At 52.9% G+C, this 20,981-nt stretch carries 35 protein-coding genes; 29 read left to right on the top strand and 6 right to left on the bottom strand.

The genetic code is table 11. The annotated features are described in order from the left end of the window. Positions 1 to 10 precede the first annotated feature (10 nt). From rplP to ACR6AS_RS20120, 23 genes are all read left to right on the top strand, one after another. Complete coding sequence (gene rplP, locus ACR6AS_RS20230) at positions 11 to 421, top strand: 50S ribosomal protein L16 (RefSeq protein WP_008927134.1); 411 nt, start codon at positions 11 to 13, stop codon at positions 419 to 421. Then, positions 421 to 612, top strand: coding sequence for a 50S ribosomal protein L29 (gene rpmC / locus ACR6AS_RS20225; protein ID WP_003850146.1), 192 nt, complete (start codon positions 421 to 423; stop codon positions 610 to 612). Before rplP ends, rpmC begins: the two co-directional genes overlap by 1 nt. Further along, on the top strand, positions 612 to 866 hold the full coding sequence (rpsQ, locus tag ACR6AS_RS20220) for a 30S ribosomal protein S17 (protein WP_003850147.1): 255 nt from the start codon (positions 612 to 614) through the stop codon (positions 864 to 866). The genes rpmC and rpsQ overlap by 1 nt, the downstream gene beginning before the upstream one ends. 914 nt (positions 867 to 1,780) lie before the next feature. Next, a complete protein-coding gene (rplN, locus tag ACR6AS_RS20215; protein ID WP_006120590.1) occupies positions 1,781 to 2,152 on the top strand; it encodes a 50S ribosomal protein L14 in 372 nt (123 codons plus the stop codon). 10 nt (positions 2,153 to 2,162) lie between these two features. Continuing rightward, complete coding sequence (gene rplX / locus ACR6AS_RS20210) at positions 2,163 to 2,477, top strand: 50S ribosomal protein L24 (RefSeq protein ID WP_003850150.1); 315 nt, start codon at positions 2,163 to 2,165, stop codon at positions 2,475 to 2,477. A 14-nt stretch (positions 2,478 to 2,491) separates the two neighbouring features. After that, positions 2,492 to 3,031: a 50S ribosomal protein L5 gene (gene rplE, locus ACR6AS_RS20205; RefSeq protein WP_003850155.1), complete on the top strand. Its 540-nt coding sequence runs from the start codon at positions 2,492 to 2,494 to the stop codon at positions 3,029 to 3,031. A gap of 14 nt (positions 3,032 to 3,045) precedes the next feature. Continuing rightward, positions 3,046 to 3,351, top strand: a complete 306-nt coding sequence (rpsN, locus tag ACR6AS_RS20200; RefSeq protein ID WP_008927132.1) for a 30S ribosomal protein S14 — start codon at positions 3,046 to 3,048, stop codon at positions 3,349 to 3,351. Between the two features lie 32 nt (positions 3,352 to 3,383). Then, positions 3,384 to 3,776 (top strand): 30S ribosomal protein S8, encoded by a 393-nt coding sequence (rpsH, locus tag ACR6AS_RS20195; protein WP_003850158.1) that lies wholly within the window; start codon positions 3,384 to 3,386, stop codon positions 3,774 to 3,776. A gap of 13 nt (positions 3,777 to 3,789) precedes the next feature. Further along, positions 3,790 to 4,323, top strand: a complete 534-nt coding sequence (rplF, locus tag ACR6AS_RS20190) for a 50S ribosomal protein L6 (protein WP_111140926.1) — start codon at positions 3,790 to 3,792, stop codon at positions 4,321 to 4,323. 9 nt (positions 4,324 to 4,332) lie between these two features. After that, positions 4,333 to 4,686, top strand: coding sequence for a 50S ribosomal protein L18 (gene rplR, locus ACR6AS_RS20185; protein WP_003850163.1), 354 nt, complete (start codon positions 4,333 to 4,335; stop codon positions 4,684 to 4,686). A 14-nt stretch (positions 4,687 to 4,700) separates the two neighbouring features. Next, positions 4,701 to 5,201, top strand: coding sequence for a 30S ribosomal protein S5 (gene rpsE, locus ACR6AS_RS20180; RefSeq protein ID WP_003850164.1), 501 nt, complete (start codon positions 4,701 to 4,703; stop codon positions 5,199 to 5,201). A 5-nt stretch (positions 5,202 to 5,206) separates the two neighbouring features. Next, complete coding sequence (gene rpmD / locus ACR6AS_RS20175) at positions 5,207 to 5,386, top strand: 50S ribosomal protein L30 (protein WP_031376672.1); 180 nt, start codon at positions 5,207 to 5,209, stop codon at positions 5,384 to 5,386. A 3-nt stretch (positions 5,387 to 5,389) separates the two neighbouring features. Beyond that, on the top strand, positions 5,390 to 5,824 hold the full coding sequence (gene rplO / locus ACR6AS_RS20170; RefSeq protein WP_003850168.1) for a 50S ribosomal protein L15: 435 nt from the start codon (positions 5,390 to 5,392) through the stop codon (positions 5,822 to 5,824). Positions 5,825 to 5,831: 7 nt separating this feature from the next. Continuing rightward, complete coding sequence (gene secY, locus ACR6AS_RS20165; protein WP_003850175.1) at positions 5,832 to 7,163, top strand: preprotein translocase subunit SecY; 1,332 nt, start codon at positions 5,832 to 5,834, stop codon at positions 7,161 to 7,163. 32 nt (positions 7,164 to 7,195) lie between these two features. Beyond that, positions 7,196 to 7,312 (top strand): 50S ribosomal protein L36, encoded by a 117-nt coding sequence (gene rpmJ, locus ACR6AS_RS20160; RefSeq protein WP_010252805.1) that lies wholly within the window; start codon positions 7,196 to 7,198, stop codon positions 7,310 to 7,312. Positions 7,313 to 7,458: 146 nt separating this feature from the next. After that, positions 7,459 to 7,815, top strand: a complete 357-nt coding sequence (rpsM, locus tag ACR6AS_RS20155) for a 30S ribosomal protein S13 (RefSeq protein WP_434163550.1) — start codon at positions 7,459 to 7,461, stop codon at positions 7,813 to 7,815. A gap of 16 nt (positions 7,816 to 7,831) precedes the next feature. Further along, positions 7,832 to 8,221 (top strand): 30S ribosomal protein S11, encoded by a 390-nt coding sequence (rpsK, locus tag ACR6AS_RS20150; protein ID WP_004160563.1) that lies wholly within the window; start codon positions 7,832 to 7,834, stop codon positions 8,219 to 8,221. 32 nt (positions 8,222 to 8,253) lie between these two features. Then, a complete protein-coding gene (gene rpsD, locus ACR6AS_RS20145) occupies positions 8,254 to 8,874 on the top strand; it encodes a 30S ribosomal protein S4 (protein ID WP_008927131.1) in 621 nt (206 codons plus the stop codon). A 25-nt stretch (positions 8,875 to 8,899) separates the two neighbouring features. Beyond that, a complete protein-coding gene (locus ACR6AS_RS20140; protein ID WP_003850179.1) occupies positions 8,900 to 9,889 on the top strand; it encodes a DNA-directed RNA polymerase subunit alpha in 990 nt (329 codons plus the stop codon). Between the two features lie 40 nt (positions 9,890 to 9,929). Next, positions 9,930 to 10,316, top strand: a complete 387-nt coding sequence (gene rplQ / locus ACR6AS_RS20135; protein ID WP_003850180.1) for a 50S ribosomal protein L17 — start codon at positions 9,930 to 9,932, stop codon at positions 10,314 to 10,316. A 95-nt stretch (positions 10,317 to 10,411) separates the two neighbouring features. Further along, positions 10,412 to 10,783: a DnaJ family domain-containing protein gene (locus tag ACR6AS_RS20130; RefSeq protein ID WP_111140925.1), complete on the top strand. Its 372-nt coding sequence runs from the start codon at positions 10,412 to 10,414 to the stop codon at positions 10,781 to 10,783. Continuing rightward, positions 10,784 to 11,200 carry a Zn(2+)-responsive transcriptional regulator gene (gene zntR / locus ACR6AS_RS20125; protein ID WP_111140924.1) on the top strand — a complete coding sequence of 139 codons (417 nt, stop codon included), beginning with the start codon at positions 10,784 to 10,786 and terminating at the stop codon, positions 11,198 to 11,200. A 59-nt stretch (positions 11,201 to 11,259) separates the two neighbouring features. Continuing rightward, the gene (locus ACR6AS_RS20120; protein ID WP_111140923.1) at positions 11,260 to 11,457 is read left to right on the top strand and encodes an alternative ribosome-rescue factor A; all 198 of its coding nucleotides are present in this window, start codon (positions 11,260 to 11,262) and stop codon (positions 11,455 to 11,457) included. Between the two features lie 30 nt (positions 11,458 to 11,487). On the opposite strand, the gene mscL is transcribed toward ACR6AS_RS20120, so the two are convergent. The 5 genes from mscL to def all read right to left on the bottom strand — a co-directional run bounded on the left by mscL (position 11,488) and on the right by def (position 16,246). Further along, positions 11,488 to 11,898, bottom strand: coding sequence for a large-conductance mechanosensitive channel protein MscL (gene mscL, locus ACR6AS_RS20115; RefSeq protein WP_111140922.1), 411 nt, complete (start codon positions 11,896 to 11,898; stop codon positions 11,488 to 11,490). A 124-nt stretch (positions 11,899 to 12,022) separates the two neighbouring features. Beyond that, a complete protein-coding gene (trkA, locus tag ACR6AS_RS20110; protein ID WP_111140921.1) occupies positions 12,023 to 13,399 on the bottom strand; it encodes a Trk system potassium transporter TrkA in 1,377 nt (458 codons plus the stop codon). Positions 13,400 to 13,417: 18 nt separating this feature from the next. Next, positions 13,418 to 14,719, bottom strand: a complete 1,302-nt coding sequence (gene rsmB / locus ACR6AS_RS20105; protein ID WP_367395873.1) for a 16S rRNA (cytosine(967)-C(5))-methyltransferase RsmB — start codon at positions 14,717 to 14,719, stop codon at positions 13,418 to 13,420. Between the two features lie 49 nt (positions 14,720 to 14,768). Continuing rightward, positions 14,769 to 15,713 carry a methionyl-tRNA formyltransferase gene (gene fmt / locus ACR6AS_RS20100; protein WP_111140919.1) on the bottom strand — a complete coding sequence of 315 codons (945 nt, stop codon included), beginning with the start codon at positions 15,711 to 15,713 and terminating at the stop codon, positions 14,769 to 14,771. A gap of 20 nt (positions 15,714 to 15,733) precedes the next feature. Continuing rightward, on the bottom strand, positions 15,734 to 16,246 hold the full coding sequence (gene def / locus ACR6AS_RS20095; protein WP_111140918.1) for a peptide deformylase: 513 nt from the start codon (positions 16,244 to 16,246) through the stop codon (positions 15,734 to 15,736). 115 nt (positions 16,247 to 16,361) lie between these two features. On the opposite strand from def, the gene dprA reads away from it, so the two are divergent. Genes dprA through ACR6AS_RS20065 form a run of 6 tightly spaced genes read left to right on the top strand, consistent with a single transcriptional unit; the run spans position 16,362 to position 20,176 of the window. Beyond that, positions 16,362 to 17,486, top strand: a complete 1,125-nt coding sequence (gene dprA / locus ACR6AS_RS20090; RefSeq protein ID WP_434163549.1) for a DNA-protecting protein DprA — start codon at positions 16,362 to 16,364, stop codon at positions 17,484 to 17,486. After that, on the top strand, positions 17,458 to 17,931 hold the full coding sequence (gene smg, locus ACR6AS_RS20085; RefSeq protein WP_111140916.1) for a DUF494 family protein Smg: 474 nt from the start codon (positions 17,458 to 17,460) through the stop codon (positions 17,929 to 17,931). Before dprA ends, smg begins: the two co-directional genes overlap by 29 nt. 24 nt (positions 17,932 to 17,955) lie before the next feature. Continuing rightward, the gene (locus tag ACR6AS_RS20080; RefSeq protein ID WP_111140915.1) at positions 17,956 to 18,501 is read left to right on the top strand and encodes a DNA topoisomerase family protein; all 546 of its coding nucleotides are present in this window, start codon (positions 17,956 to 17,958) and stop codon (positions 18,499 to 18,501) included. Positions 18,502 to 18,507: 6 nt separating this feature from the next. Continuing rightward, positions 18,508 to 19,080 (top strand): L-threonylcarbamoyladenylate synthase type 1 TsaC, encoded by a 573-nt coding sequence (gene tsaC / locus ACR6AS_RS20075; protein ID WP_111140914.1) that lies wholly within the window; start codon positions 18,508 to 18,510, stop codon positions 19,078 to 19,080. Positions 19,081 to 19,083: 3 nt separating this feature from the next. After that, positions 19,084 to 19,902 (top strand): shikimate dehydrogenase, encoded by an 819-nt coding sequence (gene aroE / locus ACR6AS_RS20070; protein WP_434163548.1) that lies wholly within the window; start codon positions 19,084 to 19,086, stop codon positions 19,900 to 19,902. Positions 19,903 to 19,918: 16 nt separating this feature from the next. After that, the gene (locus ACR6AS_RS20065) at positions 19,919 to 20,176 is read left to right on the top strand and encodes a DUF1488 family protein (RefSeq protein ID WP_111140912.1); all 258 of its coding nucleotides are present in this window, start codon (positions 19,919 to 19,921) and stop codon (positions 20,174 to 20,176) included. Here ACR6AS_RS20065 and ACR6AS_RS20060 read toward each other — a convergent pair. Then, the gene (locus ACR6AS_RS20060) at positions 20,143 to 20,697 is read right to left on the bottom strand and encodes a gamma carbonic anhydrase family protein (protein ID WP_434163547.1); all 555 of its coding nucleotides are present in this window, start codon (positions 20,695 to 20,697) and stop codon (positions 20,143 to 20,145) included. The genes ACR6AS_RS20065 and ACR6AS_RS20060 overlap by 34 nt on opposite strands. Between the last annotated feature and the right edge of the window lie 284 nt (positions 20,698 to 20,981).

The raw sequence follows: 20,981 nt of genomic DNA, 5'->3' as shown, positions 1-20,981 counted from the left end.
AGAGTCGCTGATGTTACAACCAAAGCGTACGAAATTCCGTAAAGTGCACAAAGGCCGTAACCGCGGTCTGGCTGCGGGTACGGATGTCAGCTTCGGTACTTTCGGTCTGAAAGCTGTTGGCCGTGGTCGTCTGACTGCTCGTCAGATCGAAGCAGCACGTCGTGCTATGACCCGTGCAGTTAAGCGTCAAGGTAAGATCTGGATCCGAGTATTCCCGGACAAACCGATCACCGAGAAGCCGCTGGAAGTGCGTATGGGTAAAGGTAAGGGTAACGTAGAGTATTGGGTTGCCCTGATCCAGCCTGGTAAAGTCCTGTATGAAATGGACGGCGTACCAGAAGAGCTGGCCCGTGAAGCATTCAAGCTGGCAGCAGCAAAACTGCCTATCAAAACCACCTTTGTAACTAAGACGGTGATGTAATGAAAGCAACTGAGCTGCGTGAAAAAAGCGTTGAAGAGCTGAACACTGAGCTGCTTAATCTGCTGCGTGAGCAATTTAACCTGCGCATGCAGGCAGCATCTGGCCAACTGCAGCAGACTCATCTGCTGAAACAGGTTCGCCGTGATGTTGCACGCGTTAAGACTTTACTGACTGAGAAGGCGGGTTCGTAATGACCGATAAAATCCGTACTCTGCAGGGTCGTGTAGTAAGTGACAAAATGCAGAAATCTGCAGTTGTTGCTATCGAACGTTTCGTGAAACACCCGATCTACGGCAAATTCATTAAGCGTACGACTAAGCTGCACATCCATGACGAGAACAATGAATGTGGAATTGGTGACGTGGTAGAAATCCGCGAATGCCGTCCACTGTCCAAGACCAAATCCTGGACCCTGGTTCGCGTAATCGAGAAAGCTGTTCTGTAACAGGAACCGTTTTTTCTGAGAAACCCTCTGCTTCGGCAGGGGGTTTTTTTTTGCCTGTGGCTGAGCTCTGCTCCCTGAACAGTGGCAGACGGCGAACGGCCTTTGCTGTCAAACCAGCGTACACCCTGAAGGAGCGAACCGGATCTACAAGGCGGCTGGCTGGCAGTGGAAACCCTTTCCACGCATTCAGGGGCCGGTTACGCAATAGCTGATCAACGAAGTGTCGCGCTCTTTAGCGAAACGCCGTGGATGATTAAACGCTGGCGCATGCTGAATAACAGCTGCGGCTGTTCATTCTCAGCAATAGTGCCTGTAACTGCCTAAGGTCAGCAAAACAGATACCCGGCTCAGCTGTCGGTTCCAGCCAGCAGACAGATCAGGCGCAACGCCCCGGCAATCTTTAGCTCTGCCAGAGAGCGTCTGCACACCGCACCTATACGCGGTGCAAAACGTGCGGTCACAGAGAAAGGCCTTCTGGGGTCAGCAGGGAGCGGGACGGGCCTCTCTGCAACCGAAAAGTGGGGCAGGGCAGGCGCATACCCTCTGGCTGCGCATTTACAGCATGATCAGCGGATAAGTCAGCAGCCTCACGGACAACAGGCAGTTATCACGCGGTCAGTGGCGATGCCGTAGCATAACGCACTGGCTGAAAAAGAGGCGGGCGGCACCTGTAATAGACTTTATTCCGGGATCGACGAAAAATAAGGCAGATTACATTTGCTACTGTTCGCACTATTCCCTAGAATACGCCCTCCCTGTCATCAGGGAAAATCAGCGGCTCGATTGAGAGCCGTTTATTTTTTCTACCCATCTGTGAGAACCGGTGTTACAATGCCGCGCCCTCAATTATGGGGCTTTCTAACGACCTGAGGTTTAGGTCCCGAAGTAGTAGTTGACATTAGCGGAGCACTAAAATGATCCAAGAACAGACTATGCTGAACGTCGCCGACAACTCCGGTGCACGTCGCGTAATGTGTATCAAGGTTCTGGGTGGCTCGCACCGTCGCTACGCAGGCGTCGGTGACATCATCAAAGTTACCATCAAGGAAGCAATTCCGCGTGGTAAAGTGAAGAAAGGTGATGTCCTGAAGGCGGTAGTGGTGCGCACCAGGAAGGGTGTTCGTCGCCCGGACGGTTCTGTCATTCGCTTCGATGGTAATGCATGCGTTATTCTGAACAATAACAGTGAGCAGCCTATCGGTACGCGTATTTTTGGGCCGGTAACTCGTGAACTTCGTACTGAAAAGTTCATGAAAATTATCTCTCTGGCACCAGAAGTACTCTAAGGAGCGAACAATGGCAGCTAAAATCCGTCGTAACGACGAAGTTATCGTGTTGACCGGTAAAGATAAAGGTAAACGCGGTAAAGTTAAGAATGTCCTGTCTTCTGGTAAGGTCATCGTTGAAGGTATCAACCTGGTGAAGAAACATCAGAAGCCGGTTCCGGCTCTGAACCAGCCAGGTGGCATCGTTGAAAAAGAAGCTGCTATTCAGGTTTCTAACGTTGCACTGTTCAACGCGGCAACTGGTAAGGCTGACCGTGTAGGCTTTAGATTCGAAGACGGCAAAAAAGTCCGTTTCTTTAAGTCTAATAGCGAAACTATCAAGTAATTTGGAGTAGTACGATGGCGAAACTGCATGATTACTACAAAGACGAAGTAGTCCAGAAACTCATGACAGAGTTTGGCTACAATTCTGTCATGCAAGTCCCTCGGGTCGAGAAGATCACCCTGAACATGGGTGTTGGTGAAGCGATCGCTGACAAGAAACTGCTGGATAACGCAGCAGCTGACCTGGCAGCAATCTCCGGTCAAAAACCGCTGGTCACCAAAGCACGCAAATCAGTTGCAGGCTTCAAAATCCGTCAGGGCTATCCGATCGGCTGTAAAGTAACTCTGCGTGGCGAGCGCATGTGGGAGTTCTTTGAGCGTCTGGTCACCATTGCTGTTCCACGTATCCGTGACTTCCGTGGCTTGTCCGCTAAGTCATTCGATGGCCGTGGCAACTACAGCATGGGTGTACGTGAACAGATCATCTTCCCAGAAATCGACTACGACAAAGTCGATCGCGTTCGTGGTTTGGATATCACCATTACCACTACTGCGAAATCTGATGATGAAGGCCGTGCTCTGCTGGCTGCCTTTGACTTCCCGTTCCGTAAGTAAGGTAGGGTTACTTAATGGCTAAGCAATCTATGAAAGCACGCGAAGTTAAGCGTGCGAAATTAGCAGACAAATTCTTCGCTAAACGCGCTGAACTGAAAGCGATCATCTCTGATGTGAACGCTTCCGACGAAGATCGTTGGGATGCTGTTCTGAAGCTGCAGAGTCTGCCGCGTGATTCCAGCCCTTCACGTCAGCGTAACCGCTGCCGTCAAACAGGTCGTCCGCACGGTTTCCTGCGGAAGTTTGGGTTGAGCCGTATCAAGGTCCGCGAAGCCGCCATGCGCGGTGAAATTCCGGGTCTGAAAAAGGCTAGCTGGTAATTGTCACCAATTGAATCACGGGAGTAACACAGATGAGCATGCAAGATCCGATCGCGGATATGCTGACCCGTATCCGTAACGGTCAGGCCGCGAACAAAGTTGCGGTCACCATGCCTTCCTCCAAGCTGAAATTGGCAATTGCCAACGTTCTGAAGGAAGAAGGATATATTGAAGATTTCAAAATCGAAGGCGACATCAAGCTGGAACTGGAACTGACTCTTAAGTATTTCCAGGGTAAAGCTGTTGTAGAAAGCATTCAGCGAGTAAGCCGTCCTGGCCTGCGCATCTATAAGAAAAAAGATGAGCTGCCAAAGGTAATGGCTGGTATGGGCATCGCTGTAGTTTCTACATCCAAAGGTGTCATGACTGATCGTGCAGCGCGCCAGGCTGGTCTTGGTGGCGAAATTATCTGCTACGTAGCGTAATCGGAGGATACATATGTCTCGTGTTGCTAAAGCACCTGTCGTTGTTCCTGCCGGCGTAGAGGTAAAACTCGACGGTCAGGTAATTTCGATTAAAGGTAAAAACGGCGAGCTGACTCGTACTATCAATGATGCTGTTGAAGTTAAGCATGCTGACAACGCTCTGACTTTCGCTCCGCGCGAAGGCTTCGTTGACGGCTGGGCGCAGGCGGGTACTTCTCGCGCGCTGCTGAACGCAATGGTTATCGGTGTTACCGAAGGCTTCACTAAGAAGCTGCAGCTGGTTGGTGTAGGTTATCGTGCTGCCATCAAAGGCAACGTGGTTAACCTGTCTCTGGGCTTTTCTCATCCAGTCGATCACCAGCTGCCCGCGGGAATCACTGCAGAATGTCCTACTCAGACTGAGATCGTGCTGAAAGGCGCTGATAAGCAGCTGATTGGTCAGGTTGCAGCGGACCTGCGCGCCTACCGTCGTCCTGAGCCTTACAAAGGCAAGGGTGTCCGTTACGCCGACGAAGTCGTGCGTACCAAAGAGGCTAAGAAGAAGTAAGGTAACACTATGGATAAGAAATCTGCTCGTATCCGTCGTGCGACCCGTGCACGTCGCAAGCTCAAAGAGCTGGGTGCTACTCGCCTGGTGGTACATCGTACCCCGCGTCATATTTACGCACAGGTAATCGCCCCGAACGGTTCCGAAGTTCTGGTCGCTGCTTCTACTGTAGAAAAAGCTATCACTGAACAACTGAAGTATACCGGTAATAAAGAAGCCGCAGCTGCAGTAGGTAAAGCTATCGCAGAACGCGCAATCGAAAAAGGCATCACTGGTGTTTCTTTCGACCGTTCCGGTTTCCAATATCATGGTCGCGTCCAGGCACTGGCAGATGCTGCCCGTGAAGCTGGCCTTCAGTTCTAAGGTAGAGGTCTAAGATGGCACACATCGAGAAACAAGCTGGCGAACTGCAGGAAAAACTGATCGCGGTAAACCGTGTTTCTAAAACTGTTAAAGGTGGTCGTATTTTCTCCTTCACAGCACTGACTGTGGTAGGCGATGGTAACGGTCGCGTAGGTTTTGGTTACGGTAAAGCGCGTGAAGTTCCAGCAGCGATCCAGAAAGCGATGGAGAAAGCCCGTCGCAACATGGTTAACGTCGCGCTGACCAACGGCACCCTGCAGCACCCTGTTAAAGGTGCACACACGGGTTCCCGCGTGTTCATGCAGCCGGCTTCAGAAGGTACCGGTATCATCGCCGGTGGTGCAATGCGCGCCGTTCTGGAAGTCGCTGGAGTTCATAACGTTCTGGCAAAAGCCTATGGTTCTACTAACCCGATTAACGTGGTTCGTGCAACTATCGACGGCCTGGGCAATATGAAATCTCCGGAAATGGTCGCTGCTAAGCGTGGTAAATCCGTTGAAGAAATTCTGGGGTAATCACGATGGCTAAGACTATTAAAATCACTCAAACCCGCAGTGCTATTGGCCGTTTGCCTAAGCATAAAGCCACTCTGGTTGGCCTGGGTCTGCGTCGTATTGGCCACACCGTTGAGCGTGAAGACACGCCTGCAGTACGCGGTATGGTTAACGCGGTTTCCTATATGGTTAAAGTGGAGGAGTAAGAGATGCGTTTAAATACTCTGTCTCCGGCCGAAGGGTCTAAGCACGCTACCAAGCGTCTGGGTCGTGGTATCGGTTCTGGCCTCGGAAAAACCGGTGGTCGTGGTCACAAAGGTCAGAACTCTCGTTCTGGCGGTGGCGTACGTCGCGGTTTCGAAGGTGGTCAGATGCCTCTGTACCGTCGTCTGCCGAAGTTCGGTTTCACCTCTCGCAAAGCGATGATCACCACAGAGATTCGTCTGTCTGATCTGGCGAAAGTTGAAGGCGGTATCGTCGACCTGAACGCGCTGAAAGCAGCCAACATTGTCGGTGTTCAGATTGAATTCGTTAAAGTAATTCTGTCTGGTGAAGTTTCTACACCGGTAACGGTTCGCGGTCTGCGTGTCACCAAAGGTGCTCGTGCTGCAATCGAAGCTGCTGGCGGTAAAATCGAGGAATAAGTAGCAGATGGCTAAACAACCGGGATTAGATTTTCAAAGCGCCAAAGGCGGCTTTGGTGAGCTGAAACGCAGACTACTGTTTGTTATCGGCGCACTGATTGTCTTCCGAATTGGCTCTTTTATTCCAATCCCCGGTATTGATGCCACTGTACTTGCCAAACTGCTTGAGCAACAGCGTGGCACCATCATTGAAATGTTTAACATGTTCTCTGGTGGTGCTCTCAGCCGTGCTTCTATTTTCGCACTGGGTATCATGCCGTACATTTCGGCATCGATTATTATCCAGTTATTAACGGTGGTTCATCCAGCGTTAGCGGAAATTAAGAAAGAAGGGGAGGCTGGCCGTCGTAAGATTAGCCAGTACACCCGATACGGTACGTTGGTATTGGCCATATTCCAGTCGATCGGTATTGCTACCGGTCTGCCGAATATGCCAGGAATGCAAGGTCTGGTCATGAATCCAGGCTTTGCCTTCTACTTTACCGCTGTTGTGAGTCTGGTCTCAGGAACCATGTTCCTGATGTGGCTGGGCGAACAGATTACTGAACGGGGTATCGGTAACGGTATTTCGATCATTATCTTCGCGGGTATTGTTGCGGGTCTTCCGCCGGCCATTGGCCATACCATCGAGCAAGCGCGGCAAGGCGACCTGCACTTCCTCTTGTTGCTGTTGGTTGCAGTACTCGTATTCGCAGTGACCTTCTTTGTTATCTTCGTTGAACGTGGTCAGCGCCGCATTGTGGTGAACTACGCAAAACGTCAACAGGGTCGTCGCGTTTACGCTGCACAGAGCACACATTTACCGTTGAAAGTGAACATGGCGGGTGTTATCCCAGCCATCTTTGCTTCCAGCATTATTCTGTTCCCGGCAACGATTGCATCGTGGTTTGGGGGCGGTACCGGTTGGAACTGGCTGACAACAATTTCGCTGTATTTGCAGCCAGGACAGCCGCTTTATGTGCTACTCTATGCGACTGCAATTATCTTCTTCTGTTTCTTCTATACGGCGTTGGTTTTCAACCCACGTGAAACAGCAGATAACCTGAAGAAGTCTGGTGCATTCGTACCGGGAATTCGTCCGGGAGAGCAAACGGCGAAGTATATTGATAAAGTGATGACACGTCTGACCTTAATCGGCGCGCTGTACATTACTTTTATCTGCCTTATCCCGGAGTTCATGCGTGATGCGATGAAGGTTCCCTTCTACTTTGGCGGTACTTCGCTGCTTATCGTAGTTGTCGTCATCATGGACTTTATGGCTCAAGTGCAAACTCTGATGATGTCAAGTCAGTACGAGTCGGCACTGAAGAAAGCTAACCTGAAAGGCTACGGCCGTTAATTCAGTTGGTTGAGAAGTTACGGAGAGTAAAAATGAAAGTTCGTGCTTCCGTCAAGAGATTATGTCGTAACTGCAAAATCATTCGTCGCGACGGTGTCGTACGTGTGATCTGCAGCGCCGAGCCAAAGCATAAACAGCGCCAAGGCTGATTTTGTCACATATTTTTCTTGCAAAGTCGGGTTGAGCTGGCTAGATTAGCCAGCCAATCTTTTGTATGTCAGTGCGTTTCCATTTGAGTATCCTGAAAACGGGCTTTTCAGCATGGGACGTGCTTGTTTAATTATAGGAGTGCATAGTGGCCCGTATAGCAGGCATTAACATTCCTGATCATAAACATACCGTTATCGCATTAACTTCGATCTTCGGTATCGGCAAAACTCGTTCAAAAGCCATCTGCGCTTCAACGGGTATTGCTGAAAATGTTAAGATCAGTGAGCTGTCTGAAGAACAAATTGATCAGCTGCGTGATGCAGTTGCGAAATTCGTTGTTGAAGGTGATCTGCGCCGTGAAATCACCCTGAGCATCAAGCGTCTTATGGACCTTGGTTGCTACCGTGGTTTGCGCCATCGTCGTGGTCTTCCGGTTCGCGGTCAGCGTACCAAGACCAACGCACGTACCCGTAAGGGTCCGCGTAAACCGATCAAGAAATAATCGGGGTGAGTAAATAATGGCAAAGGCACCAGTTCGTGCACGTAAGCGTGTAAGAAAACAAGTCTCAGATGGCGTGGCTCATGTCCATGCTTCTTTTAACAACACCATCGTTACCATTACTGATCGTCAGGGTAACGCACTGGGTTGGGCAACCGCCGGTGGTTCCGGTTTCCGCGGTTCACGTAAATCCACTCCGTTTGCTGCTCAGGTCGCTGCAGAGCGCTGTGCAGAAGCGGTAAAAGATTACGGAATTAAGAATCTGGAAGTTATGGTAAAGGGTCCGGGTCCGGGTCGCGAATCTACTATTCGTGCTCTGAACGCCGCTGGTTTCCGCATCACTAATATTACTGATGTGACTCCTATCCCTCATAACGGTTGTCGTCCGCCGAAAAAACGTCGCGTATAACGCCCGTTTTTTAGGATAGTTGGAGAAAGAAAATGGCAAGATATTTGGGTCCTAAGCTCAAGCTGAGCCGTCGTGAGGGCACTGACTTATTCCTTAAGTCTGGCGTTCGCGCGATCGATTCCAAGTGTAAGATTGAACAAGCCCCTGGTCAGCATGGTGCGCGTAAACCGCGTCTGTCTGATTACGGCGGTCAGTTACGTGAAAAGCAGAAAGTTCGTCGTATCTACGGCGTGCTGGAGCGTCAGTTCCGTAACTACTATAAAGAAGCAGCTCGTCTGAAAGGCAACACCGGTGAAAACCTGTTGGCTCTGCTGGAAGGTCGTCTGGACAACGTAGTTTATCGTATGGGCTTTGGTGCCACTCGTGCAGAAGCACGTCAGCTGGTAAGCCATAAGTCTGTTCTGGTAAACGGTCGCGTTGTTAACATCGCTTCTTATCAGGTATCTCCGAATGATGTCGTTAGCATCCGTGAGAAAGCCAAAAAGCAATCTCGCGTGAAGGCCGCTCTGGAGCTGGCTGAGCAGCGTGAAAAGCCAACCTGGCTGGAAGTTGATGCGACTAAGATGGAAGGTGTGTTCAAGCGTATTCCTGAACGTACTGATCTGTCTGCGGACATTAACGAACACCTGATCGTCGAGCTTTACTCCAAGTAAAGCTTAGTACCAAAGAGAGGACACAATGCAGGGTTCTGTGACAGAGTTTCTAAAACCGCGCCTGGTAGATATCGAGCAAGTGAGTTCGACGCACGCCAAGGTGACCCTTGAGCCTTTAGAGCGTGGCTTTGGCCATACTCTTGGTAACGCACTGCGCCGTATTCTGCTTTCATCCATGCCGGGTTGCGCGGTGACCGAGGTTGAAATTGATGGTGTACTTCATGAGTACAGCACCAAAGAGGGCGTACAGGAAGATATCCTGGAAATCCTGCTCAACCTGAAAGGGCTGGCGGTAAGAGTTCAGGGTAAAGATGAAGTTATTCTGACCCTGAATAAATCTGGCATTGGCCCTGTGACTGCAGCCGACATTACCCATGATGGTGATGTCGAAATCGTCAAGCCTCAGCATGTCATTTGCCATCTGACCGATGAGAACGCTGCTATCAGCATGCGTATCAAAGTTCAGCGTGGTCGTGGCTATGTGCCGGCTTCTGCCCGAATTCATTCGGAAGAAGATGAGCGCCCAATCGGCCGTCTGCTCGTTGACGCCTGCTACAGCCCTGTAGACCGTATCGCCTACAATGTTGAAGCAGCGCGTGTTGAGCAGCGTACCGACCTGGACAAGCTGGTCATCGAAATGGAAACCAACGGCACAATCGATCCTGAAGAGGCGATTCGTCGTGCGGCAACCATCCTGGCAGAACAACTGGAAGCTTTCGTTGACTTACGTGATGTTCGTCAGCCGGAAGTGAAAGAAGAGAAACCAGAATTCGATCCGATCCTGCTGCGCCCTGTTGACGATCTGGAATTGACTGTCCGCTCTGCTAACTGCCTCAAGGCAGAAGCTATCCACTACATCGGTGATCTGGTACAGCGTACCGAGGTTGAGCTGCTTAAAACGCCTAACCTTGGTAAAAAATCTCTTACTGAGATTAAAGATGTGCTGGCTTCGCGTGGTCTTTCTCTGGGCATGCGCCTTGAGAACTGGCCGCCAGCAAGCATTGCTGATGAATAATCAGATCACAGGTTAAGGTTTCACTGAGAAGGATAAGGTCATGCGCCATCGTAAGAGTGGTCGTCAACTGAACCGCAACAGCAGCCATCGTCAGGCTATGTTCCGCAACATGGCCGGTTCTCTGGTTCGTCACGAGATCATCAAAACGACTCTGCCGAAAGCCAAAGAACTGCGTCGCGTAGTTGAGCCGCTGATTACTCTTGCCAAGACCGACAGCGTAGCTAATCGTCGTCTGGCATTCGCCCGTACTCGTGATAACGAGATCGTGGCAAAACTGTTTAACGAGCTGGGCCCGCGTTTCGCGAGCCGTGCCGGTGGTTACACTCGCATTCTGAAGTGTGGCTTCCGTGCTGGTGACAACGCTCCGATGGCTTACATCGAGCTGGTTGATCGTCCAGAAGCTCAAGCAGAAGCAGCCGCAGAGTAATCTGCAGCAACGTAAAAAACCCGCTCCGGCGGGTTTTTTATTGCCTGAAATTTACTATTTTAGAAGCAACGCGTTTAACGTCAGAGGAGTCGGCTATGTGGCTGGTTGACGAACTTGCTGAACAGCATATCAAAGCAGCACTGGAAAAAGGCGAGCTGAGCAATCTTCCCGGCGCCGGCAAGCCGCTGCAACTGGATGATGACAGTCACGTTCCGCCGGAATTAAGAGCTGGCTACCGGTTACTGAAAAATGCAGGTTTTCTGCCACCTGAACTTGAGCTGAGACGTGAGGCGGTTGAAGTCAACGATCTGATTCGTCAGCTCGATCCCGAAGATCGTCACTATCAGGATCACTGTCATCGACTGCAGATACTGGCGCTGCGATTACATCAGGCGGGTATGAGCACCGATTTTCTGCACGGATCCTATTCCACGGCGATTGAGAAGCGTTTTCGCGAGGAGGAGTAAATGTTTCGCATCGGACAGTTAGCGAAGCTGGCAGAGGTGACGCCAGACACCATCCGCTTTTATGAAAAGCAGCAGATGATGGAACATGATGGCCGGACGGAGGGCGGTTTTCGTCTCTATAGTGAGGGCGACCTTCAGCGCCTGAAGTTTATCCGCTATGGCCGTAAACTGGGGTTCAGCCTCGAAGCCATCAGGGAGCTTCTTTCGATCCGGGTCGATCCGGCACATCACACCTGCCAGGAGTCGAAAGCGATCGTCGAAAAGCGGCTCAGTGAAGTGGCTGAAATGATCGCAGAACTGGAGACGATGCAGCGTTCGCTTCGGCACCTTTCCGATGCCTGCTGTGGTGATAGTCACAGTAGCATCTCGTGCTCAATTCTGGAGGCTCTGGAGCGCGGCGGGGCAAAGGACAAATAAGCATATTGTTATTTTGCTGCAAAAGCATAAAGTATCACTCCATCTCAACAGGAGGCGTCATGAGTAAATACCAGCATACCAAAGGGCAGATTCGCGATAACGCAATCCAGGCTCTGTTACACGACCCACTTTTCAGGCAGCGCGTGGAGCAGAAGCAAAAGGGTAAGGGAAGTTTTAAACGGAAGGAAAAACACAACAAGGGAAACGGATGGGAGGGCAGTGATAAGAAAGCGTCTTATCACTGCCCTTCTGCTTAAAGCGTCAGATAAGCCCTGTCGGCTCAGACACTATACGCGGGTATTCTGCTGTTTCAGCAGGTCGCGGATTTCAGTCAGCAGCACTTCTTCGTTCGACGGCTTAGCAACCGGCTTCTCGACTTCTTTTTTCTTATACAGACGGTTCATCAGCTTAATGGCCATAAAGATGGCAAACGCGATAATCACGAAATCGAAAATAGTCTGCAGGAAAATACCATACTGCATGACCACGGCTGGCGCATCGCCAGTTGCAGGCTTCAGCACCCATTGAAAAGATTTAAAATCGACACCACCAATAAGCAAGCCGAGCGGCGGCATGATGATGTTGGCGACCAGTGATGAAACGATCTTACCGAAAGCGGCGCCAATGATGACACCGACGGCCAGATCTATCACATTGCCGCGCATTGCAAACTCACGAAACTCTTTGATTAAACTCATACTTATCTCCTTGCCTAAGCCAATGCCATAAAGTCTAACAAACCTGGCTGGTTTTGCCATAAACGCAGCGAATTAAGCGGCAGTTTTGTCTGCCGCTGATGCTGCCAGCCGATGCTGCCGAATGTCAGAGGAAGAACGGGCTCGGCTGGAAGAGACGTTCCACATCGGACACAAATTTTTTGTCGGTCAGGAACATGATGACATGGTCGCCCTGTTCAATACGCAGATTGTCGTTGGCGATCATCACGTCGTCGCCACGAACCACCGCGCCGATAATGGTTCCGGGTGGCAGCTTGATATCATCAATTGAGCGGCCCACCACGCGCGAAGTCGATTCATCACCATGCGCGATCGCTTCGATCGCCTCTGCGATACCGCGTCGTAATGAAGAGACACCCACAATGTCGGCTTTACGCACATGACCCAGCAGCGCAGAAATCGTCGCCTGCTGAGGCGAAATCGCAATATCAATTACGCTGCCCTGAACCAGATCGACATAGGCGCGGCGCTGAATGAGTACCATCACCTTTTTGGCACCCATCTTCTTCGCCAGCATCGCAGACATGATGTTGGCTTCATCATCATTGGTGACGGCGATAAAGAGATCGACCTGCTCGACATGCTCTTCCGCCAGCAGCTCCTGATCTGAGGCGTCGCCATAGAAGACCACGGTGTCCTGCAGGTGTTCTGCAAGTTCGGCGGCGCGCTGAGGATTACGTTCGATCAGCTTCACGCTGTAGTGCTTTTCCAGTCGCTGCGCCAGGCCAAACCCGATATTGCCGCCGCCGACCAGCATAATGCGCTTGTAGGGTTTCTCCAGCCGCTGCATTTCACTCATCACCGCACGAATGTTCTGGCTGGCCGCGATGAAGAAGATCTCATCACCGGCTTCGACGATGGTAGAGCCCTGCGGACGGATAGGGCGATCCTGACGGAAAATAGCGGCGACGCGCGTATCGATATGCGGCATATGTTCCCGCATAATCGACAGCGGATTGCCGACAAGCGGCCCGCCATAGTAAGCCTTCACCACGGCCAGGCTCACTTTCCCCTCCGCAAAGTTCACCACCTGCAGTGCGCCGGGATACTGGATCAGGCGATAGATATTTTCGATCACCAGCTGCTCAGGTGAGATCAGGTGATCGATAGGCACTGCTTCAGGGATAAACAGCTTATCTGCGTCACGCAGATAGTCGGCAGCGCGAATACGGGCGATGCGATTAGGCGTATTGAAAAGCGAATAGGCAATCTGGCAGGCAATCATATTGGTTTCGTCGGAGTTTGTGACGGCAACCAGCATGTCGGCATCTTCGGCGCCTGCCTCGCGCAGGATGCGCGGATGGGAACCATGACCCTGCACCACACGAAGATCGAACTTATCCTGCAGATGACGCAGGCGCGAGGCGTCGGTATCAACCACCGTGATATCGTTGTTCTCACCCACCAGATTCTCTGCCAGCGTGCCGCCAACCTGTCCTGCACCCAGAATGATTATTTTCATCGCTTATCAATACTCATCTCAGTTTGTACCCGATTTTTTTATCAGCTTCGCGTAGAAGAAACCATCTCCGCCTTCGGCCTGCGGGAAAACCTGTAGCCCGTTCGCGGGCGCACCCTGCAGCGGTTCGGCCCGGGCGTCAGGCTGACGCTGGAGAAAAGCGTCAATCTGCTGATGATTCTCTTCAGGCAGAACAGAGCAGGTGGCATAGATCAGCGTACCGCCAGGTTTCAGGTGAGGCCAGATAGCGTCCAGAATTTCGCGCTGAAGCGCGGCCAGCTCGGCGATATCACGATCCCGGCGCAGCCATTTGATGTCAGGATGACGGCGGATAACGCCAGTAGCAGAGCAGGGGGCATCCAGCAGGATACGGTCAAACTGACGCTCGCCGCACCACTGTTGTGGCGTCCGTCCGTCACCCTGTTTCACCTCGGCTTTCATGGCCAGTCGTGTCAGATTCTCATGAACCCGCTTCAGGCGCTGAGCATCCACATCGACCGCCAGCACGCTGGCTTCGGGCGCGATTTCAAGAATATGGGTGGTTTTACCACCGGGTGCCGCGCACAGATCCAGAATCTGTTCGCCATTCCGCGGCTCAAGCAGCAGGGCGCAGCGCTGGGCAGATAGATCCTGCACGGTCACCCAGCCCTGGTCGAAGCCGGGTAACTGGCTGACCGGCGCCGGGGCATCGAGCCGCAGCGCATCCGGCACATCATCAGCGGGCTGTGCACTGCGGCCGCTTTCGGCCAGCATAGCCAGCCATGCGTCACGCTTGTGGTGCTGGCGGTTGACCCGCAGCCACATCGGCGGACGCTGATTATTCGCCTCCACAATCTGCTGCCACTGCGCTGGCCAGGCGTGCTGCAGGCGTTTCAGCAGCCAGCCCGGATGCAGATAGCGCTGTGGGCCATCCTGAATGCTGGCCAGCAGGGTTTCCCGCTGACGCTGGAACTGGCGCAGTACGCCATTCAGCAGGCCTTTCAGACTGGTGCGCTTCAGAGCCTCGGCACCCGCGACGGTTTCTGCCAGCGCAGCATGGGCAGGGACACGGGTATACTCCAGCTGGTACAGCCCGACCATGATCAGATAGTGCAGAACCCGCTGTTTACCGGTCAGCGGGCGCTCCATCAGTTTGCCTATCAGCGCTTCCAGCTGCGGTAACGTGCGCAGGACGCCGAAACAGATCTCCTGCACTAAAGCACTGTCTTTATCGGAGAGTTTTTTCTGAGCGGCAGGCAGGACGGTATTCAGGGATTCACCTTTGTCGACAACGCGCTCGATAAGTTGAGCGGAGAGGCTACGCAGGTTAATTGATTTAGTCATAGGGTTTTGTCATCAAACAAAAAGCCCGGCGAGTCACCGGGCCAGAGAGTCAGTCCAGAAGGGTTCCAGGTTCAAACCATTCCCGGCGCGAGTTGAGAAGATCCTGAGCCGACATCGGTTTTTTACCGGCGGGCTGTAACTGCAGCAGGTTCAGAACACCCTGAGCCGTTGCGACCTGGATGCCATGCTTGTCAGCATGGATGATTTCACCTGGCGAACGATCGCAGTGCGGCAGAACGCTTGCCTGCCAGACTTTTACCGGTTGATCCCCTACCGTGAAAAAGCTCATCGGCCAGGGGTTAAATGCGCGAATGCAACGTTCAAGCTGTTCTGCAGACAGCGTCCAGTCAAGACGTGCCTCTTCTTTGCTGAGTTTTTCAGCGTAGCTGACCTGTGTCTCATCCTGTTTCTCCGGGGCGGCCTGCTGCGTATTCAGTAACGTCAGCGTCTCCAGCAGCCCCTGCGGCCCGAGTTCTGCCAGCCGGTCATAAAGGGTGGCGCTGGTATCCTGAGCGGTAATCGGGCAGGCGAGCTTGTAGAGCATATCGCCGGTATCCAGACCCACATCCATCTGCATGATGGTGACACCGGTTTCACTGTCGCCCGCCCAGAGTGCGCGCTGAATCGGTGCGGCACCACGCCAGCGAGGCAGCAGTGAACCATGAACGTTAATACAGCCCAGGCGGGGCATATCAAGCACGGCTTTCGGCAGAATCAGACCATAGGCCACAACCACCATCACATCGGCCTGCAGATCAGCGACCAGCTGCTGATTCTCTTCAGGTCGCAAAGATTTAGGCTGAAAAACCGGGATGTCATGCGCCAGGGCCAGCGTTTTGACCGGGCCAGGCGTTAATTTGTTGCCGCGACCTGCGGGGCGGTCGGGCTGGGTGAATACACCGATAACCTGATGTTCAGAAGCAAGCAGCGCGTCAAGATGACGCGCTGCAAAGTCAGGTGTGCCGGCAAAGATGATTTTTAGCGGGGCAGACACGTTTATCCCTTCTTAAGTTCTCAGGAAGCCTGGGCGTTCTGTCGCGCCAGCTTCTCTAACTTCGTTTTGATCCGTTGACGCTTCAGCGGCGACAGATAATCGATAAACAGTTTGCCTTCCAGATGATCGATCTCATGCTGGATACAGATAGCCAGTAACTCGCTGGCTTCCAGTTCGAAACTTTTACCGTCACGATCCAGCGCGCGGACCTTCACCCGTTCGGCGCGCGGAACAAAAGCACGCTGTTCCGGAATAGAGAGGCAACCCTCTTCGATACCGGTTTCACCGCTTTTTTCCAGCAGCTCAGGGTTAATCAGTACTAAACGCTCTTCGCGACTTTCAGAGACATCAATCACGATAATGCGCTGATGAATATCGACCTGCGTCGCCGCAAGACCAATGCCTTCTTCGGCGTACATGGTGTCGAACATATCATCAACGATACGCTGAATGTCTGCGTTAACTTCTTTAACGGGCGCGGCGACTTTGCGCAGACGCTCGTCAGGGAAATGTAATACCTGCAAAACTGACATAAATATCCAGATCTGTATTCGGTTATGAAAAGATTACTACCCCATATTGTAGACTTTTCAGGGCCTGATTGACAGCATTGTGCGGCAGAAAGCCGGGGCGATCAGGGAGCAGACGATGGAGAGATTAGCGCACTATATGCGGCTGGCAGCCGTGAGTGGAATGACCGGGAAACGCTGGGTGGATGCAGTGCAGAAAACCGAAGCCGGTGCAACTGACCCTGAGCATCTGATCCGGGCTGGCTTAGATGCGAATCAGCGTCAGCAATATGATGGCGTCAGCGATCAGACGATTGCCGGCGTCTTCACCTGGCTGGCGCAGAGCCCGTCCCATCATCTGGTGAGCGCGCTGGACGCCGCCTATCCTCTTCAACTCAGAGAAATACGCCACTTTCCCCCGCTACTTTATATTCATGGCGATCCCGGCGTAATCAGTACCCCTCAGTTAGCCGTGGTAGGGAGCCGCAATGGTTCACACAGTGGCCGCTACTGGTGCGACTGGTTTACCCGGCATCTGTCGCTCAGCGGTCTGACTATCACCAGCGGGCTGGCGCGGGGGATCGATGGTGTGGCGCATCGGGCTGCACTGAGCGCGGGCGGAAAAACGGTGGCGGTGTTAGGCAGTGGCCTGCAGCGGCTTTATCCCAAAAATCATGCCCGGCTGGCCGCAGAGATTGTTGAACAGGGCGGGGCCATCGTGTCGGAGTTTCCGCTGACGGCCATCCCGCATCCGCTTAACTTTCCGCGCCGTAATCGTATCATCAGTGGTCTGAGTCATGGGGTGCTGGTGGCAGAGGCAACACTCAGGAGTGGCTCGCTGGTGACGGCCCGTTATGCGCTGGAGCAGAACCGCAATGTCTACGCTTTACCTGGCGCACTCGGCAACCCGCTCAGTGAAGGCGTAAACTGGCTGATCCAGCAGGGAGCACTGCTGGTGGCCCACCCTGATAACATCCTCGAAGACCTGGCCAGCGCACTCAACTGGCTACCGCAGATCCAGACCAGTGAAATTTATTCTGAGATGAGTGACGCTGCTCCATTGCCATTTGCTGATGTGTTGGCTAACGTAGGTGATGAGGTTACACCTGTTGACGTTGTCGCTGAACGTGCCGGCCAATCTGTGCCAGTTATCTCAGCTCAGTTGCTGGAACTGGAGTTAGCAGGATGGATCGCAGCTGTACCCGGCGGCTATGTCCGATTGAGGAGGGCATGCCATGTTCGACGTACTGATGTATTTGTTTGAAACATATATCCACAACGAAGCAGAAATGGGTGTTGATCAGGACAGATTGACAGACGACCTGACGGATGCCGGGTTTCATCGTGAAGATATCTACAGTGCGCTGAACTGGCTGGAAAGACTGGCGGATTACCAGGAAGGACTGGTTGCGCCAGTTTTAATGACGAATGATCCGCTCTCTATGCGCATCTATACCGATGAAGAGGGCAAGCGTTTAGATGCTGACAGCCGCGGTTTCCTGCTCTTCCTGGAGCAGATTCAGGTACTGAATCTGGAAACCCGTGAAATGGTTATCGAACGTGTCATGGCGCTGGATACTTCTGAGTTTGACCTGGAAGATCTCAAATGGGTGGTGCTGATGGTGTTGTTCAACATCCCGGGATGTGAGAACGCCTATCAGCAGATGGAAGAACTGCTATTCGACGTCAATGAAGGTATGCTGCATTAAATTTCCTTTCATGCACTGATCGCTATGAGTAAAGCTGCACTTTTCACGGTGCCTAAACAGGATCCCTGCCCCGCTTGCGGGGCAGAACTGGTTATCCGCTCCGGTAAACACGGTCCTTTCCTGGGCTGCGCGAACTATCCGGCGTGCGACTACATTCGTCCTTTAAAAAGTCAGGCTGATGGCCATGTGGTCAAAGTGCTGGAAGGGCATGCCTGCCCTGAATGCGGTGCAGATAAAGTGCTGCGCCGGGGACGTTTTGGCATGTTCATTGGCTGCAGCCACTACCCGGAATGCGGATATACGGAAACCATCGACAAACCGGATGAGACCACGCTGGCCTGCCCGCAGTGCCATGAAGGCCACCTGGTTCAGCGACGTTCCCGCTATGGCAAAACCTTTCACTCATGCGATCGCTATCCGGCCTGCCAGTTTGTCGTAAACCTGACGCCTGTTGCCGGAGTCTGCCCTTATTGCCAGTATCCGCTGTTAGTTGAAAAAAAGACCGCGCAGGGCGTGAAACGCTTCTGCGCCAGTAAGCGTTGTGGCAAAGCCATTACAGAAGAGAATTGATCGTTCATGGAAAATCAACACCTCGCCGATTCCCTGGAGACCTGCTTAGCGCAGCTGAATCGACAGGCGGTCATCGCCTATCCCACAGAAGCCGTATTTGGTCTGGGCTGTGACCCTGACAGTGAATCCGCCGTTATGGCCCTGCTGGCGCTGAAACAGCGTCCGGTAGAGAAGGGGCTGATCCTGATCGCGGCGGATTACAGCCAGCTGGAACCTTACATCTCCGCACGCGAACTCTCTGTGACCCAGCGGGAACGGATGTTTGCATGCTGGCCTGGCCCGGTCACGTTTGTTGTTCCGGTTCCCCCTCAGACGCCGCGCTGGCTGACCGGACAGTTTGATTCACTGGCGATCCGCGTCAGCGACCATCCGGATGTGCAGGCGATTTGCCGGGCATTTGGCAAGCCGCTGGTATCAACCAGCGCAAACCTGACCGGCCTGCCTCCCTGCCGCACGGCAGAAGAGGTGAAGCGCCAGTTCGGTGAGCACTTCCCGGTGCTGTCAGGAAAGACGGGCGGACGACTCAATCCTTCCGAGATCCGCGATGTCATCAGCGGCGAACTTATACGTCAGGGTTAATGCATGGACCACTTCGCCGTTTTCGGTAATCCGATCAACCACAGTAAATCTCCGCTGATCCATCAGGCTTTCGCTGAACAGACGGGTATCGAACACCGCTATGGCCGTATCTGCGCGCCGATAGAGGGATTTCCTCAGGCGCTGACGGCTTTTTTTGAGCAGGGCGGGCGTGGCGCTAACGTGACGTTGCCTTTCAAACAGCAGGCATTTGAATTTGCTGATCGGCTCACCGAACGTGCCGCGCTGTCCGGCGCGGTAAACACGGTGAAGAAGCTCAGCGATGGACTGATCCAGGGCGACAATACAGATGGTATTGGCCTGTTAAGCGATCTTGAACGGCTGGGGATGATCAGGACCGGTGACAGTGTGTTGCTGGTGGGCGCTGGCGGCGCGGCGCGTGGGGTCATTCTGCCGCTGCTTTCATCAGGCGTTGCACTGACGGTGGTCAACCGCACCGCCGCGCGGGCAGAAGAGCTGGCCAGCCTGTTTAATAAGAGTGGCACCATCCACGCCTCTGATTTCGGCCAGCTGACCAGTCAGCACTTCGATTTAATCATTAATGCCACCTCAAGCGGCGTAGAGGGTAAGACGCCGCCTTTACCTGCGGAACTGATCCATCCCGAGGTGCGCTGCTATGACATGTTCTATCAAAGCGGGCTGACGCCATTTTTGCGCTGGTGCCAGGCGCACGGCGCACAGCACCTTGCCGATGGCGTGGGCATGCTGGTTGGCCAGGCTGCTCATGCCTTCTATCTGTGGCACGGTGTGATGCCGGAAATCGCGCCCGTCATTGTTCAGCTTAAGCAGGCTATGCAGCCGTGAATCAGGCTATCCAGCCGTGAATCAGGCTATCCAGTTTCCGGATGAGGAAACCTATAACGCAGAACGCGACGCTATCTGTTTCCCGGTGCTGGTAAATGGTTTGCGGCTGAACTGTGCCATTGGCGCTGAGTCGCTGGTGGCGCGTTTTGGTGAAGGAGAGGCGATGGCGCTGTTTCAGCACCATCGCTGGGATCTGGAAGATGAAGCAGAAGCGGCGATACGTCAGGAACGTATTGATGATCAGGGCTGGATCTGGCTGTCGCCAGCCAGGTAATCATCTTTCCAGGTAACGTAATTGTTAGCGGAGTAGCGTAAACCTTCTTTCTCACTCTCATTCAGCGGCCTGATCTGTTTCACCGGACTCCCCAGATAGAGATAGCCGCTCTCCAGCCTTTTACCCGGCGGCACCAGACTTCCGGCACCAATCATCACCTCATCTTCTACTATTACGCCATCGAGAAGAATGGATCCCATACCGACCAGCACACGATTACCAATGGTGCAGCCGTGAAGCATGGCTTTATGCCCGACCGTCACATCCTCACCAATAATAAGCGGGAAGCCCTGTGGATTAGACGCGGACCTGTGCGTCACATGCAGAACACTGCCATCCTGAACATTGGTGCGGGCGCCAATGCGAACCTGGTTGACATCACCCCGGATAACAACCAGCGGCCAGATGCTGACATCATCCGCCATAACCACATCGCCGACGACAACGCTGCTGGGATCCACCATGACGCGCTGACCGGTTTGCGGAAAAAGATGTTTATAGGGACGTAGAGCGGAAGTCATTATGTTCTCCTTTATCTTGTTTTCTGGTCAGCCTGATGCGAATTCAGCCAGCTGACAAGCCAATTCTGGCCTGGATCGCTGGCGATCTCATCAATCTGGATCATTTATAACCATTCAGAAAAAAGATCCAAAAAAAGGGTTGTGCTCTGAAACGGGATCCCTATAATGCGCCTCCATCAACACGGCACACCGGCAACGGGAAACGGATTGAGAGGCACAGGAGACTGCGCCGCCGGAGAAAACTTCTGAAAAAAGAGGTTGACTCTGAAGGAGGAAAGCGTAAT

The sequence above is a fragment of the Pantoea phosphatilytica genome (genome assembly GCF_051025615.1).
GTDB lineage: Bacteria > Pseudomonadota > Gammaproteobacteria > Enterobacterales > Enterobacteriaceae > Pantoea.
Note: the sequence above shows the minus strand (reverse complement) of the source record. Positions and strands in the feature narration are given on the sequence as shown.